The sequence below is a fragment of the Desulfosarcina sp. genome (genome assembly GCF_033791525.1).
Classification (GTDB): Bacteria; Desulfobacterota; Desulfobacteria; order Desulfobacterales; family Desulfosarcinaceae; genus Desulfosarcina.
On the sequence record NZ_JASJGN010000079.1, the window covers coordinates 1 to 16156 of the forward strand.

The 16156-nt window shown below is 50.4% G+C and carries 13 protein-coding genes; 6 read left to right on the forward strand and 7 right to left on the reverse strand.

Annotated features, from left to right (window positions below):
- On the forward strand, positions 1-687 hold a 687-nt coding region (locus QNK41_RS03865), incomplete at its 5' end, for a universal stress protein (RefSeq protein WP_319253942.1).
- A 483-nt stretch (positions 688-1170) separates the two neighbouring features.
- On the opposite strand, the gene QNK41_RS03870 is transcribed toward QNK41_RS03865, so the two are convergent.
- From QNK41_RS03870 to QNK41_RS03890, 5 genes are all read right to left on the reverse strand, one after another.
- The gene (locus tag QNK41_RS03870) at positions 1171-1815 is read right to left on the reverse strand and encodes a PAS domain-containing protein (protein ID WP_319253944.1); all 645 of its coding nucleotides are present in this window, start codon (positions 1813-1815) and stop codon (positions 1171-1173) included.
- A 1569-nt stretch (positions 1816-3384) separates the two neighbouring features.
- Positions 3385-3933, reverse strand: a complete 549-nt coding sequence (locus QNK41_RS03875; RefSeq protein ID WP_319253946.1) for a class I SAM-dependent methyltransferase — start codon at positions 3931-3933, stop codon at positions 3385-3387.
- 1002 nt (positions 3934-4935) lie between these two features.
- Entirely contained in the window at positions 4936-5601 is a 666-nt protein-coding gene (locus tag QNK41_RS03880; protein WP_319253948.1) for a TPM domain-containing protein, read from the reverse strand.
- Positions 5602-5674: 73 nt separating this feature from the next.
- Complete coding sequence (locus QNK41_RS03885) at positions 5675-6571, reverse strand: TPM domain-containing protein (RefSeq protein ID WP_319253950.1); 897 nt, start codon at positions 6569-6571, stop codon at positions 5675-5677.
- A gap of 157 nt (positions 6572-6728) precedes the next feature.
- A complete protein-coding gene (locus QNK41_RS03890; protein ID WP_319253952.1) occupies positions 6729-7319 on the reverse strand; it encodes a LemA family protein in 591 nt (196 codons plus the stop codon).
- A 650-nt stretch (positions 7320-7969) separates the two neighbouring features.
- Between QNK41_RS03890 and QNK41_RS03895 the strand changes: the two genes are divergently transcribed.
- The 5 genes from QNK41_RS03895 to QNK41_RS03915 all read left to right on the forward strand — a co-directional run bounded on the left by QNK41_RS03895 (position 7970) and on the right by QNK41_RS03915 (position 13774).
- Positions 7970-9304 carry a pentapeptide repeat-containing protein gene (locus QNK41_RS03895; RefSeq protein ID WP_319253954.1) on the forward strand — a complete coding sequence of 445 codons (1335 nt, stop codon included), beginning with the start codon at positions 7970-7972 and terminating at the stop codon, positions 9302-9304.
- A gap of 363 nt (positions 9305-9667) precedes the next feature.
- Positions 9668-10987, forward strand: a complete 1320-nt coding sequence (locus tag QNK41_RS03900; protein WP_319253956.1) for a serine dehydratase subunit alpha family protein — start codon at positions 9668-9670, stop codon at positions 10985-10987.
- Positions 10980-11603 carry a hypothetical protein gene (locus QNK41_RS03905; protein ID WP_319253958.1) on the forward strand — a complete coding sequence of 208 codons (624 nt, stop codon included), beginning with the start codon at positions 10980-10982 and terminating at the stop codon, positions 11601-11603. The genes QNK41_RS03900 and QNK41_RS03905 overlap by 8 nt, the downstream gene beginning before the upstream one ends.
- 51 nt (positions 11604-11654) lie before the next feature.
- Entirely contained in the window at positions 11655-12752 is a 1098-nt protein-coding gene (locus QNK41_RS03910; RefSeq protein ID WP_319253960.1) for an SPFH domain-containing protein, read from the forward strand.
- A complete protein-coding gene (locus tag QNK41_RS03915) occupies positions 12749-13774 on the forward strand; it encodes a prohibitin family protein (RefSeq protein ID WP_319253962.1) in 1026 nt (341 codons plus the stop codon). The genes QNK41_RS03910 and QNK41_RS03915 overlap by 4 nt, the downstream gene beginning before the upstream one ends.
- A 465-nt stretch (positions 13775-14239) precedes the next feature.
- On the opposite strand, the gene QNK41_RS03920 is transcribed toward QNK41_RS03915, so the two are convergent.
- Positions 14240-15613, reverse strand: coding sequence for a transposase (locus QNK41_RS03920; protein ID WP_413815117.1), 1374 nt, complete (start codon positions 15611-15613; stop codon positions 14240-14242).
- Between the two features lie 151 nt (positions 15614-15764).
- A partial coding sequence (locus QNK41_RS03925; protein ID WP_319253966.1) for a hypothetical protein occupies positions 15765-16156 on the reverse strand: 392 nt, incomplete at its 5' end.

Below are 16156 nucleotides of genomic sequence, written 5' to 3' on the forward strand. Positions count from 1 at the left end.
CGCTATGCACAGGAACGCCTCGAGGAGAGGGTAAAGGATCTTCCCGTAGAAAATGAGATCATCATCAGTCAGGGAACGCCAGCTGATATAATCAGCCGGCTTGCCTCTGAACAACAAGCAGATATGGTCATTACCGCCACCCACGGCAAAGCCGGTTTTAAACGATTTCTATTGGGCTCCGTTACCGAAAAACTGATCAAAACTCTTCACTGTCCCTTGCTCGTGCTGCCTTTGCAGGAGCATGATTTGATACCCCAAGCCGGGTTTGAAATAAATCTGAAAAAAATATTGGTCGGATGCGATTTTTCACCTGATTCCAAACTTGCCTTTGACTACAGTCTCAGCCTGGCGCAGGAGTTCCAGGCGGAGCTTTACCTCTCCCATGTAATTAAACCGTCCCTTTATAAAAATGAACGCGAAGGTCTCAACAAATTGCGCGACGGGTTGAAAAAGAAACTGGACAGTATGGTCCCTGAAGGGTGCCGTGACTGGTGTACCGCCAAAACGGCCCTGCTTGATGGGGAACCCTACATCGCGTTGATGGATTACGCCAAGGAGCAAGAGATAGACATGATTGTACTTGGGATTCGTGGGCACACTCTGTTGGAAAAACTGCTGGTGGGGTCCACCACCGATCGACTCATCCGCCACTCCCCATTTCCGGTGTTGGCGGTTCGGCAAATTTAAAATTGCGTAGAGTCAAGGAATTGCGACAATAAGCCTTCTTGAAGAAAATGCAGATCGCGCCTCAACTCAACGGTATGAATGTAGTTTGGTTTGGCTCACTGCTGTACTCCCTGCAAATAAGACCCCAATGTTGCAAAAAAAAATTTGAAAAGTTATCTAACATATTGTAAAAATTATTTATATAGTCGAGTTGCTATCATTTTCTGGATGTCACGAAGGGTGAAGTCCAAGAATGTCACGGTTTTTCTCCTTTTGTTTACCTTTCAGGAAAGCTGGAGGACTTCAGATCCCCGTCTTCAACGGGATCTGCGATCCTTGTTGTCAAGGGATCGCGGTAGCCGATTACAGCTTCACCCTTGACGCCTTGGCTCTGAAGCCCTCCAGCTTTTGCAACGTTGGGGAAGATTCAGGTGGAATTCCTTGCGGGCGAAAGGCAGTTGGGATCAGAACCAATAAAAGTTGATATTGCTGAGGAGCACTACACTAACTGTTCTCAATCTTTCTCTTGACGTAATCCGGATACAGTTTTTTAATGCAAATCGGACAGATGCCATGGCTGAATCGGATGTCAGAATGGGCACGGATATATTCTTCTACTTGTTGCCAGTATCCCTGGTCGTCACGAATTTTCTTGCATGAAGCACATATCGGCAAAAGGCGGTTTAGCGTTTTTATCTTTTCAGCGGCGTTCCGTAGCTGATCAATCAGCCGATCCTTCTCCTCCGCTGCCTTCTTGAGCGCTGTAATATCCCTGGAAATCTCAATTACCCTGATTGGTTTCCCATTGGCATCCCTCAATGCAACATTGGCGGTACAATGGAAATAAATCGTATTTCCATTTTTATCAGTGACTTCAGTATCATGCTCATGAATATTTCCGTCTTCGAAGGCTTTTTGGGTGAGACAAGGAGAGGGTTTGCAGGGTTCGGATCGTTGATGATAGGCATCATAACATTTTTTACGGATGATATCATTACCGAAGCGTTTTTTGGCGACATGATTGGCCCAAACGATATTCAGATCGGTATCCATAATGCTGATGTGGTCACCGATGGATTGGAGCATCGCTGTGAGCTTGCCTTGATTCTCTTTAAATTCTGTATGCTTTATTTTACTTTTAAGGTTCAATTTCGATCAATTCCGATTGGCTGATTATATGGCGAAAAATGGGTTTTTCTTTTTTTTGCCCTGAAATATTCGGTTGGGTCTGATTCAATCCCAACCCGCCACTCTTTTGCTGGAGATCCCACTTTACACTCAGTTAAAATTTGCCCCTTATCCAGATAAAGCGTTTGCTGTCAGTGTGTTACGTAGTATTTAACAATGTTTACGCATCGCATTTCCGCTTTGTCATCTTGTCGGCTATACCAGGAAACCCGGTCACAGGACCTCTCTTCACTTATAGTGACCGCTTTCTGGGTCCGGGCGAAAAGCATATGGCCAACATCCTTAATGATTTTCACTGCCAAAATTGTGCCAGTTCCCGTGATCTTGAGATAATTCGGTCGCGACAGATTAACTTGAACCGCGACAGCGACCCCGTCGCTTGTCGAAGCGAAGCGGAGATCCCGCCATCGGGCTCGGAGCGAAGCAGAAGCACCAAGATCCGGTGCATGAGGTCATTGCTCATTTCTTTATCCTCTCCGAGTCGACCGCTGATACCGATATCGAAGGCGTATTGAATATACCGCGAAGGGCGTTCCTTTTTACAAACGTCGGCAGTCATGCTGACAAAATTTGTCAAACAGGCACACCTTTACTCCTGCCAATGGCATACAATGCTCTGAAAAAATTATGAAACTTATATATACGAACAGTCGGCACAGAATATGCTTTTTCAATAACCAGCCAAGGGTAACAGTCACACATTGACCTGAAACTTGTGAGGCCAATTTCAAGTGTGAAAATCCCGAAAAGAGCCTGAGTTGAGTCCTGGTGGTCGACGTGAAGGGGTGTGAATAATGAAACGCTTGAAGAAAGCCACACTGTTGCTGATCAGACATATCGCTTATCGCTACAATCGCCTGCTTCTGTATTACTGGGCTGACCTGGGATTATATGAACTGCGATCGGTGTATGTCATGCCGGAATTTTATTATCGCTGGCTTTTCCACTTTTGTATGTGGTTGGTTGAGTACAGTAATTTTCGACGATTGGCGGAACGTACGATTCACACGATTCCCTATCATGTCCGGTTTCATGTAGCTTAAGTTGCAGACAACCCTGATATGGCAGAGCTTCGAGACCCCAACGTAGCCTAATTACATGTGAAAATAATTGTTACTATTACCCAAGCTGAGCGATTGTCGAGCTTACCGCAGATTCAAGGCAGCTATCGTCGCGCTATAGTGGACTATGCGCGGCGATAGCTAACGCCGAAGATGTGGTGAGATCGGCAAACCCAATGGGTTTCACCTTTTGAATACAACAATCGATGGTACCCAACCGTGATTGTTACCAATCGATCTTCTTCGAGAAAGGTGAATCGATCAGTTTGGGTATTAGAAATAATGAATTAAAAGGGGCTATATCCTTCGTGTCCTGGAATTCACCATCCGTGAACCGCGATAGCGAGCATTTTCCTCGTCGCTTGTCGAAGCGAAGCGGAGATCCCGCCATCGGGATCGGAACGAAGCAGAGATGCCGAGCATCGGTGCGGCGAGGTTAGTGCAAGCGGACTGGAAACCGATAGTATCCTTACGGTGAGGATTCCCCAGTTTTGATCGCAACAAGAGAGGCGGTGTGATCAAATTTTTCAGAAAGGCCTGTCTTTTTTTCTTCATAATAGATGATTCGGAAGGACAGAAAAGCCCGAAGCAGTTCATTCTGATTCAGGCAATAGTTATCCATTTCCCCACCCATAAAGGATTCAACGATCAAAACGCCGCCAGATTTAAGTCCATTCTGAATCAAGGGAAAAAGGCGTCTGTCTAAAAACCGAACGTTGATGATAAGTTCGTAGCGATTCTGCGGAATATCCCAGGTATCCAAATCTGCGCAAATGACATTGATATGGGGATTTCTGCCTGCAAGATGATTCGTTGCCACCGTTGAAATGTCCACCGCATCAACTGCGAATCCCTTTGCTGCCAGGAAAATACTGTTTCTCCCGTTGCCGCAGGCGATATCCAATGCATTCCCACAGGATGCAAGACCCCAATGCTTCTTAAGTATGGGGGACGGATCTGTTCCTCCCAGACGCTTCAGATATCTTGAGTCCCATTTTTTTCGATCTTTATCCGTCATTATCCAAAATCTTATTCCGATCAGTTGTGTCAATAGACAATGGTGTCTGCCTTCATGGTGACTTGAGATAGTAAATCCCAAACTGAGCGTTTCAATTTTTTACAGATACCATAACTGGTTTGTATTCTACGCTTTTGCGGTTCACCGATCTTAAAATTTTGAAACCCGTTGGGATTGCCGATCTCACCGCATAACCGGCGTCAGCTGACATCCCGCATAGTCCACTATAGCGGAATACCAGCTTCCTTGGTTCTGCGGCAAGCTCGACAATCGCTCAACTTGGGTAAATATGTCAATTGTTAAAAAGTACAATCGGTATGAAACGCTTCCGGCTATTATCTTGTGAAAATCTTGCCAGTTATATCGTGGAAAAAATGTAATAGGATGACGCCTGATCTCATCGATACAATTTATAACTACCCGTAATTAATATAATACGAATAAAGAGGGATGCCGGTACAGAATCTGCATAATTCTTTACCAGCGGTTGAGACCCTTTGGATTCGTTAATTAGCCGACTTCAATAGAAAAAAAATGAACTGAAAGAAAATTCTCGAGCAGGTAGAAAAAAATGGCTTACTTCTCACCTTAATGATGGAGTTCACCATGGACAACGTCGAGCTGGTATGCGTCATCTGCAAGAAAGAAGATCGGGGTCGTGGCGTCTGGTCATATCACGACAATCCTTCGACCTGGGAGAAAGAAGACGGCCTTTGCCCGGATTGCTGTCAAGAGTTGTTCCCGCAGTTTTACAAAGAAAATAAACGACCCCTAATAAAAAGGTTTAGTGTGGGTAGACGATTGTTTTCGGTATTCAATCAATTCAGGTCCGAAGTCAATTAACAACACGGGTTCGACACGGTTTATTCACGGCGCCTGCATCCAATTTCTTTAAGCTTCGCGCCTTCAGCGTCCGGTTTTTCGCTTGCCCGCTAATCGGCTTTCACCTTTCAGCTTTACCCCTTGTCTTTTGCCTCACCAGCTCAGCAACGTCTCAGCGATTCAGCTATCTCGCTCTCCCTCTATGATCAGGTTGCTGAGTTCATCGGTATCGCCGGGCTTGAATGGAAAATGGGCATTGAGGAGATCGCCAATCTCTTGAATGGCCTTGCAGATGGCGTCGGCGCCTTGCCCGTTGCGGATACCCCGGGTGACGCGGCCCACCAGCTGGTTCCATTCTTCGGAGGGGACTTTTTCGTGGATGCCCTTATCGGCCAGCAGCCACACTTTATGCTCAAAAACGGAGATAAACAGTAAGACGCCGTTGGCGTCGCGTGTCCGGTAGAGCCCCTTTCTGAAAAATCCGGTCACGGCGGCTTCCTCCACTTCCTCATCGATTTCCCGTCGGGAGATGAACAGGTGCTTGAGGGGCGGGCAGCGCCTGAGGACCCAGCGCAGCAGGATAAAGAAAAGAGCGAAAAGCCCGAGGAACAGCCACATGTTCTGGGTACCGATCCATAGCCATCCTCCCAGAAAATGCGTGGCCAGCAGGGCCAGCGGCAGGGCGAATGCCGTCGCGCCCAAAACGTCGGCCATTGGATAGTGGTAGCTGGACGACACGATCATGCAGACGATCTCTCCGGTGGTCCTTTTTTCTGTGGCAGCCACAGCGGATTCAATCCGCTTTTTATCCGTCTCCGATAAAAACCTTTCAGCCAGGTTGTTCATCCCTAAACCTTTTTTTTCGCTTGTGTGACCGTGGTCATCCCGGCCGTTTCCAGCCGGTTTTGCCCTGGCGCCGCTACCATCCACCCGATGCGCCGCCCCCACCGAAACCGCCGCCGCCGCCGGAGAAACCGCCAAAGCCCCCGGACGAAAACCCCCCACCACCTGAACCACCGCCCCAATATCCGCCGCGATGACCGGAGGGGGTGCGGCCAGCGGCCAGCGGCCCACCGATCAGGCTGATCAGCAGACCGGCCACCAGGCCCAGCGGGATAAGTCCCAACAGCAAAAGCGGACCCAGACCGAAGAAAAGCGCTCCAGCAATGGGAAACAGAACCGCGCCGGCGGCTGCCCCCGTCACCCGGCTGGCCCGGCCGAGGGCGTTGATCAGGAAAAACAAGGCAAACAAGGCGACAATGGGAACCCCGGTCTGCGGCTTTCGAGGCTGCCGGGGGGCGTCGGTCACCGAGAATTCTCCCCGCACCGCATCAATCATGGCGGCCACGCCCTCGGTGATTCCCTGATCAAACTGTCCTGATTTGAATTGGGGCGCAATCACGTTGCGGATGATACGACCGGCCAGCAAATCGGTCAGGCGCCCTTCCAGTCCGTATCCGACATCGATGCGGATTTTACGCTCGCTTTTAACAATCAGCAGAATGGCGCCGTTATCCAATTTCTTTTGACCGATTTTCCAGGCTTCGGCCACGCGGATCGAGAAGTCTTCAAGGGAATCGCCTTGAAGCGACGGGATGGTCAGCACCACGATCTGGGTGGATTCACTCTGCTCAAAGTCGGTCAAAACCGCTTCCAACTGCCGTTCACTGGCGGTGCTGAGCATGGCGGCATAATCGTTGACGTGGCCTTTAAGCCGGGGCACCTCCAGCGCTGTCGCATTGACGGCGCCTGAAAATACCAGCAGGAAAAAGACAAGGATTGACCCGAAGCTGTGCAAATGGATTTTTGTTATCATGGTATGTGGTCTAACACCCTGCTATAAAATATCTCAAAAATAGTCTAAGTGCCCATGGCGGCGTTATACAACGGCTCAAAATACTCACATACTACCTGTATGCTACGCTTTTTCGCCGCTGCATGCTTTGCCCTGATCCTTTTTTTTGAGATATGTTCTAATCAAATTTGATTGTGGGCACTTGCGTGGCACCGGCTTCCGCCTTGAAGTATTCTTTTCGATCCAGATGCAGTATCAGGCTGTTGGTGAGGCTGTAGGGCATGCTGCGAATCTTGGCGTTAAATGCTTCGACGGTCTGGTTGTAGCGCTGGCGGGCCACATTGATTCGATTTTCCGTGCCTTCGAGCTGGTTCTGCAAGTCCAGAAAATTCTGGTTGGCTTTCAAATCCGGGTAGCGTTCCACCACCACCATCAAGCGCGAGAGGGCTGACGAAAGCCCCCCCTGGGCATCCAGCATTTGCTGCATGGCCTGGGCATTGCCCAAATCCTTGGTGGAAAGCTGGACACTGGTGGCTTTGGCCCGCGCCTCAATAACCGCCTGAAGGGTTTCTTTTTCATGGGAGGCATAGCCTTTGACGGTGGCTACCAGGTTGGGGATCAGATCAGCCCGGCGCTGTAAATTGCTTTCCACATCGGCCCAGCCCCTGAACACCTGTTCTTCCATCTGCTGCAGGGTGTTGTACCCGCATCCGTTGGCGACAGCCGTGATCATTATCGCCGCCATCAACCATTTTACGTATTTGAGCATGCTGGCTCCTTTATTGTTGGATTTGAGATCTTTGTGCTAGGGATGAATAATTTCCTCAGCCTGGTATGATCTGATATACTGCGACAGGAAACCTGATTTGACAACCCTTGAAAATACACCCTCCCGATACCCCGGAATTGCCGTGACGGCCGGGATCGACGATGCAGGCCGGGGTGCAACGCCTCCGGGCGCAGTTCAATTCTCAGAGCGTTAGCCCCGATGGCGTCTTTGTCCCGCATGAAACCTTCTCCCAAGTTGAGCGTTTCAACTTTTTAAGATCGGTAAACCGCAAAAGCAAAGCATAAAAACCCAATTAGGGTATGTGTAAAAAATCGAAACGCTCAGCTTGGGCTTCTGTATGACCCATCTGCGTCAAATAACCAGACAATAATCGTCAAAAGAACCAGTGGGTAATCGGCTGAAAAATTCAAGTATAAGAAATAATTGAAAAATAATAAATACTTAACCACCGGCACGCAATGTGCTCTCTTGAGGCGAAGACAACGATTCGAACCACACGCGCGCTTCGATTCCTAAGGAAGCTATCTGCCTTGGACTGGAATCGGGTGCTGATGTTGTGATTGCCAGCACGATACAATACGCAAACTGCAGCTGGCTCGATAAACGCTCCATTCAGGAAGGGCTGAAATATGAAATCTGTTTTTTTCAATCGAAAGTGGCGAGCGCTTTTCAGTGTTTTGTCAGTGTTCGTTTTTTTATGGGGCTGTGTGGAAGGCCAAAAACCTGCAGCAATATCTACGGCCGTCAACGACATCCCCGTCAGCCTGATCATTTCGAGCCCGTCAAATGAGGCATCTGCGTTACACGGAGAAGCGGTCTATTTCAAAGCATTTATTGATAACGAAGAGATGGTTGACGGCCCGGTCGTCTGGACTTCCAATCTGGATGGTCAAATAGGCGCCGAGTCGAAATTTAAGTACTCCCAATTGTCGGAAGGCCGACATACCATCATTGCATCAGTCAGGGATAAAAAGGGAGAGGATGCGGTCGATTCTCTGGAATTGATTATAGAAAAATTTACATGGGCGGTACAGTATAAAAAACATTTTCAACTGAACCCAAGGATCAGCAATGACCCATTAGATCGTAAATCCGTCGAGAGAATCCTTAGAACTACAAAGAATTTTGACAGAAAAAATTTAAGTGGCCTAGATCTGTCCGGGAAAAAAATAGACGGTGTTTCATTTGAAGACGCTTTCATGGTTCACTGCAATTTTTCAAATGCTGTATTTAAAAATGTGAACCTGAAAAATGCAGCCATTGAGTATTCGAACATGTCAAATGTTTCATTCAAGGATGTTGATTTAACAGGAGTCGATTTCAGCAATGTTGATTTAAGTGGCGTTGATTTCAGCAACATGTATTTGAGTGATTTTTCGATGATCGACGCCAATCTGACCGGGTGCAATTTTTTCCAGACCAATTTATCCTATTCTGATTTGACTGGAGCGGTGCTGAAAGATGCAAATCTCGATTACACCATCCTTGTAAAAACCAATCTGACCGGTGCAGATATGTCCAATGCAAAAATCCATGGGGCAAGAATTTCGAAGGCCATATTGAGAAATGCAAACCTTAATGGCGCATCAATCAACAAGGTAGCCATATTTGATTGTGATCTGCGCGGTATTGACTTGAGGGCGGCGGTGTTGACGGGTGTTGATATGAACAATGCGAATCTGAACGGCGCGCAATTGTCACAATTAAACCTTAAAAAGGTCACGCTCTACGGTGCTGATTTCACCAATTGCAATTTGTCCGGATCGGATCTGTCTAATCTGAACCTGGTGGATTCAAACTTTACCAATACTCAACTGAAAACCGCTAATTTCAAAAATGCCATTCTTAAAAGAGCAAACTTCAGGAATGCAGATATGGATGGGGCGAACCTCACCCATGCCAACCTTGAAGATGCGATGAATTTAGATAAGACGAAGAACTTAGCGTCGGTTATTGGTTTATAGTTTGATGAAATCGTAAAAAGTCCCATTTTAGACGGATTCGTAATAAGCCCGAGATCAAGGCTTGCGAATTTTGAGAATACCGCTATCGCGGGTGCCGAAGGCAACGTACTTATGGTACACCGCAGTGACGAGAAATGAAGCGCAACGCAGATATTGGGCTTTTTACGAATCCGTCATAGTTTGAACCCGTCACCTGCACTGAGAAAGTAAGGGCCTGTGGGAATCACCATAGGCCCTTTTTATTCAACTGCCACACCAGGGGCGCATCCTGGCGTGGCAGTTGAATAAACAGGTAAAAAACCATATGATGGCGTTAAACCCATCAAGTCGATCATTGATGCCTATCGCAGACAGGGGACCAAAATGACCTATACCGTCAAGGATATTTTAAAAATTCAGGTGGCGCCTGCATTGGGCTGCACCGAACCGGTGGCTATCGCCTTAGGTGCGGCTGCGGCTGTGTCGCTGCTGCCGGAAAAGCAGATCGACGAAATCGAAATCTGGGTGGACCCGAATATCTATAAAAATGGCCTGGCCGTGTCCATTCCCGGCACCGGCGGGCTCAGCGGGCTGGACATGGCCTCGGCGGTTGGCGCCTTTGGCGGCGATGCAGCCCTGAAACTGGAAGTGCTGGATTCGGTGGACAGTCCGGCTATCTCGGCCGCCCAAAAGATCGTGAAGGCTGGCCGGGTGAAGGTCAATTTGCTCCGGGACCAGGTGGGCCTTTTCATCAAGACCATCGTCAAAGGCAACGGGCACAATGCTGAATCCGTCATTACCGGTCTGCATGACAACGTCGTTTCCCTGGCACTGGACGGCAGTGCCATAATTGACCATGTGCTGCTTCCCAAAGCCGGATCCAGTGACGGCAAGCGCCGGTTGGCCGACCTGGAAGAATGGCTCAAGGGCCTGTCCCTGGATCAGCTTCTCGAACTGCTGGACGACTTGGATGACGATGATCTGAAGTTCTTGGAATCCGGTGTCCAGGTCAACATGCGGCTGGCCGACTATGGTCTCAAGCACGGCCCAGGGCTGGGAGTGGGCCGCACCATGGAGCGTCTGGTGCGCCAGGGGCTGATGAAGCGGGATATGATCACCGCGGCACGAATTCTGGCATCCTCGGCCGCCGATGCCCGCATGTCCGGCGTCAAACTGCCTGCCATGAGCAGCGCCGGGTCGGGCAACCACGGCCTGACGGCCATCCTGCCCATTGTCGCCGTCGAAAAATTCATTACTGTCGATCATCGCACCACCCTGGAGGCTATCGGACTGAGTCATATTATTACCGCCTATGTGAAAGCCTACACCGGGCGCCTGTCCGCCATCTGCGGCTGCTCGGTAGCCGCCGGCGCCGGGGCCACGGCCGGCGTCACCTATTTGATGGGTGGCACGAAGCTGCACATTGCAGGGGCCATCAAGAACCTTGCCGAAGATCTGGCCGGGGTGATCTGCGACGGGGCCAAGGGCGGATGCGCCCTGAAACTGGCCACCGCTGCCGGAACGGCTGTACAGGCGTCACTGTTCGCGCTTCAGGGGGTCAACGTCAGCGCTACCGACGGCATCATCGGCCGGTCGTCTGAAGACACGATGAAGAATATCGGCACCCTGACCACCCAGGGAATGATCGAGACCGATCGGACCATTCTCAACATCATGCTGGATAAGCAGTTCTCCGATGTCTGATTCCACAAACCATAACCCTCCCCGGGAAGGCAGTCCGTCCCGGGATGGTGATGCCGACGAGGCTTCTGAACCCCCGCCTGAAACCTCAGACGGCGTTCCTATCCACCGCTTTACCCTGCCGGCACTGAGCTCTCGGGGGACCCGGTGGCGTGAGCGGGTTTTTGCTTGGCTGGATGAAACCCTTTCCCGAAAAACAGGTGAAGCGGATCCCTTTTATCTAACAACCGCCCTGCCGGTGATGGACCGGTTGGCCGGCATCGGGAGCGGCCTGATTGCCATGGTCATGGTGGATCGACATTACGGTCCTGCCGGCCTGGGTATCTTCGCATGGTTCTTCTCCCTGCTGGCCATTGCCGGCTACCTCGGCCGATACGGCATCCCCATCTATTTGGAGAACCGTATCGCCCGGTCCCCCGAACCCAACGATGAAAACTGCGCCACTGCCATGGCGGCCCTGTACCTGACCTACGTGCTGCTCACCGTTATTGACATCGGGATGATCGCTGCGCTGATTGCGATACCGATTCTGTTCGGGGTGCTATTGTGGCTGGTCGGGTTTTTTAACCCATCTTATCCGCAAAGCAGCATTGAACCCATGCAGCGTACGCCGGCATAACCGGCCAAACCGACTGTTTAGTATCAAATGGCAATATAAAGGAGGATCGTTATGGCCGAACAGACCTCGCAAGGGGCGGAACTGTTTAACATGGTCAAGAAAAAGAGGTTTTCCATTCCGAAGATCCGGTTGCCCGGCGGCGGCAAATTCAAGTATCTGGTCATCGCCGCTGCCGTCGTGGTGTTGGCCTACAACCTGCTGTTCGTATACGTGGAACCCAACGAGTTCGGCATCAAGGTGGTGCGACTGGGAATGAACCGCGGTGTCCAGAAACAGGTGCACACCGCCGGCCTCAACCTGGTGATTCCCGGCATGCAGCAGATGTACCGCCTGCCGCGGGACGTGCAGGTGCTGGAACTGACCGACTTTCCGCGCACGGCCGCCGATTCGGCCCGTAAAGACCGCGTGGCCCACATCCAGACCTCCGACGGGTTTTTCGTTGACGTGGATGTTTCAATCCTCTATCGCATCCAAGACCCCTACCTGGTTTTTACCAAGATCGGGCCCGGCAGCCTGTTCGAAGACAACGGCATTATCCCCAAAGCGGAGCCGGCCCTGAAAGAGACCCTGGGCAAACTGACCACCGAGGATTTTTACAACAGCTTCATGCGGGTGAAGAAAGCCCGGGAAGCCCGGGATCTGCTCAACGCGGAGTTGAACAGCAAGGGCATCCGGGTGGAGCACGTGCTGGTGCGTTATTTTCGCTACAGCCCGGAGATCCAGAAAAATATCGAGGAGAAGAAGCTCCAGGACCAGCTGGTCTTCACCAACCGAGCAGCGGCACGGGCCGCCACCGAGGAGGCCCAGCTGAAGAAGATCGTTCAGGAGGGGCGCGTCGTCGTGGATGTGGAGATGGAGCAGGGGAGGGCCTACGTTACCCGTAAGATCGCCGAGAAGGACCTGTATGTGAGGTCTAAAAATGCCGAAGCGAACCTGCTGGTCAAGCTGGCCGAGGCGGAAAAAGTGCGCCTGAAAAACGACGCCCTTAAGGGAATGGGTGCCGAGCGAATGGTGGGGTTGAAAATGGCCGATGTATACAAGGGACTGGACCTTATCATACTGCCCAGCGACGGGGTTGCCGGCGTCAACCCGCTGGATCTGGACAACGCCCTCAAGCTCTTCGACGTGCGTAAAGGAGGTGGCCAATGAAGCGAATCATCTGGATAATCCTGGCTGTCTGTTGGATGTTCACCACCACCGGATGTGTCTTCAACACCACCGGTGAAACCGAAGTGGGCGTGCGTACCCGCAAATTCTCTCTATCCGGCAAAGGCGTGGAAGACAAGGCCTACGCGCCGGGTTCCACCTATATTTTCCTGCCTTTTATCAACGACTGGCACACCTTCGACACCAAGCTGCAGAACCTGGAGATGGTCTTTGAGCAGGCCCGGGGGGACCGCCGCAGCCGCGACGATCTGCTTTTTAAGACCATCGATGGCAACGACATCAGCCTGGACGTGATCATCGCCTACCGCATTGATGCGGAAAAGGCCCCCTTCATCCTGCAGACCGTGGCCGACAACGACATTACCCTGCGGGACAAGATCGTACGTACCATCGCACGCAGCAAGCCCCGGGACATCTTCGGGGAGCTGACCACCGAAGAGTTCTACGTGGCCGACAGCCGGGAAAAACAGGCTCAGCGTGCCAAAGATGTGCTCCAGGACATGCTTGGCCCGTTAGGCATTGTGGTGGAAAAAGTTCTCACCAAAGACTACCGCTTCAACAAGGAGTACCAGAAGGCCATCGAGGACAAGAAGGTGGCCGACCAGCAGGTGCAGAAGAACAAGTCCGCCCAGCACGCCGCCCTGGAGGAATACAAACGCAAGCTGGAGGAAGCCAAGGGCGAAGTCAATAAGCTGGTCGCGGATGCTGACGGGGTCTTCCGCAAGGCCAAGATCGAAGCCGACGTGTACTACGAGAAGCAGAAGCTGCTCGCTGAAGCCATTATGGCCGAGGGCATTGCCGAGGCCAAGGGCATCCAGGAGATGAACAACGCCCTGGCCGGCTCCGGCGGTGAAGCGCTGGTAAAACTGCGCATCGCCGAGGCCCTGCAGAATAAAAAGATCATGCTCCTGCCTGTCTCCGAAGGCGGGATGAACCTGAAAACCACCGATATCAACCAGCTGATCAACACTATGGGGGTCAAGTCGCTGGCGGGGAAGAAATGAGCTGGTGAGCTGATAAGCGAGAAAGCTCAAAGCAGAATGGCTGAAGGTTCTAATCTCAAAGGTGAAAGAAAAGGACAAATACAATTCGTATCTAAGAATTTAGACGTCTGCGAAAAAGCGGTAGGCTTCGCCGTGAATGTGATCAACACGGTCGAGAGGGTATCGATGGACCGGAAGCATTATCGCTTACTGGAGCAAATTAACGAAAATGATATAAGGTGTTCTGACCTATACTTAAATTGACAAAATGGAATGGGAGTCAGGATTTCGTTTGACAGTATGGTATCACGACTTTTCAGAAGCCCTCAACACCATTGATGAGTTGGAGTTATCGCCAGAGCTTGCGCCAACGGTGACCGGCGCCCGTCAGGGCGTCCGGTGAACCGCCTTGTTCGCTATCCTTTGTTTGCTCGACTAAGTTAAGTGGCTATCTAACAAGTAAGGATAAGTCCTCAACTTTCGGGGTTACGCCAAAACCGTCACCCCGTCGCTCTTTGACAAGCCGACATATTGCAGTGCGTTTTCAATGATGGCATCAAATATGGCTGATGCCGTTTTCTCACAATAACTGCCGATTTCTCTCAACCGTTCACCGGCGAGGGTTAATATCCGGTAGAGGGCTTCGATAAAGGAAATATCTGCCATCTCATCGCAGCAGGCATAAAACAGATCTCCAAAGGTCCGATGATCCGTCTCAATCCGGCATTGGTAGGCAAGAAACATATACCGCATGAACACAATGCTGGTATGGGCAATCAATGCATCGAAGTCCCGACATTGGATTTCTTTGGCAAGTTTTAAATGCTGCTTGGCCATTTTGAAGAACACTTCAATATCCCAGCGCTTCCCGTAAATACGTATGATTTCTTCGTTCGCCAGTTCGATGTCCGTGGACAATAACGCCAACCAGTCTTTCTTGCGCCTGTCCCGAACGAAGACCAGTTTAACTTTGGGTCCATCTTTCAGCGTTACGATGGTGCTGGCTTTGATTTTGGCGCGGCCACGGCGCTTTTTCAATTTCCGGTAAATGGCCATCAGGTCCATTTGATGCCCGTCGTAGCCATAATGGATTTTCGGCGTCTTCTTCACCATGCCGATGGCATCTATATGGTCACACAACGCGGTGACCGTGACCGGCATGGTAAACCAACTATCCATGAGCAGGTAATTCGCCCGGACACCGGCAGACAGGATTCGTTTGACCATGGTTTCCAGGTGTTCGGTGGCTTTGACGGTCGCCTCTTTGCGCCGCTGCCAGGCACAGCAGCGCTTGTCCATGGATTTATAGCTTTCACAAAGTCGCTTTTTGGCATCAGCCGACGATAACAGGGCAAAGTCCATCGGCAGGCAACTGATACCGTCGGACCAGCAGACCGTGAGCATGCGAAACCCTTTGAGGAAACGCCCGTTGCTGTGGTCCCAAACCCGGGACAAAAGTTCCACCATCTTGGACCGAGATCGATCGTACGGGCTGTCATCAACAATCAGCACCGAATCGCGTTTTTCATCGGTCAACCGGTTGAAGAAGCCATAAAGCCGGGCACCTAAAAGCAGCAAGAGATGTCGCCAGTTTGACTTACACCCTTTGAGGAGTTCGTAGGCAGCATCTTTACCGAACGCCAGTTCGCTGTTGATCACAATGCCTCTAAAGAAGTTCTTCCCAACAAAAGGCAATGTAAAAATGGTCATTATCAAAGAACGCACACTGTGCCCGCGACGTTTTCGGATACCGCACCTATGCAAAGTGGAAGTAATCTTAAATCGGTTGAAAAAGTCGTCGATTTTACCAAGAATACAGATGCCGGCTTGTGTTTGGGGGTCAATGCTGCTATGAATCATTTGAGCCCTTTCCTTTTGATATTATTGTGTTTATTCGCAAATTCACTATAAATCAAAAGACTGGGCTCTTCAACCTTTTTCTTAAATCAATTCATAGTCTTACCCCAATTTATTAGCTTCTGTCAGCTAACCCCGAAAGTTGAGTAAGTCGTTATAACCACTTCAGGTTATGACCGATATCAAGCTTGACGCCTTCAGCAAGCATTGTTTGACTCGGCATCGTGACCTTAACATGATACTCATAGATACCCGGACCGATTCGATTGTTGGGTGAGGTGTCGAGGCTAGAGCTTTTTAACATCCTAACCAAGTTTCCACCCATCCGTCGCGCGTATTGTTCAGATGTCCCGTAATCAGCTATAAGGATTATCATGACTTTCTTTCCCCTTTGATAGATCGACGCATCTATGATCCGATCATATCCCTTGATGCTATTGATCACCAAAGACTTCACGTCTTCGCCTATTGGTTCGACCGCATAGACTATGTTGGCCATCATCCCGACCATCACCAGTGTCAAAAGAATACGTTTCATACTCAACC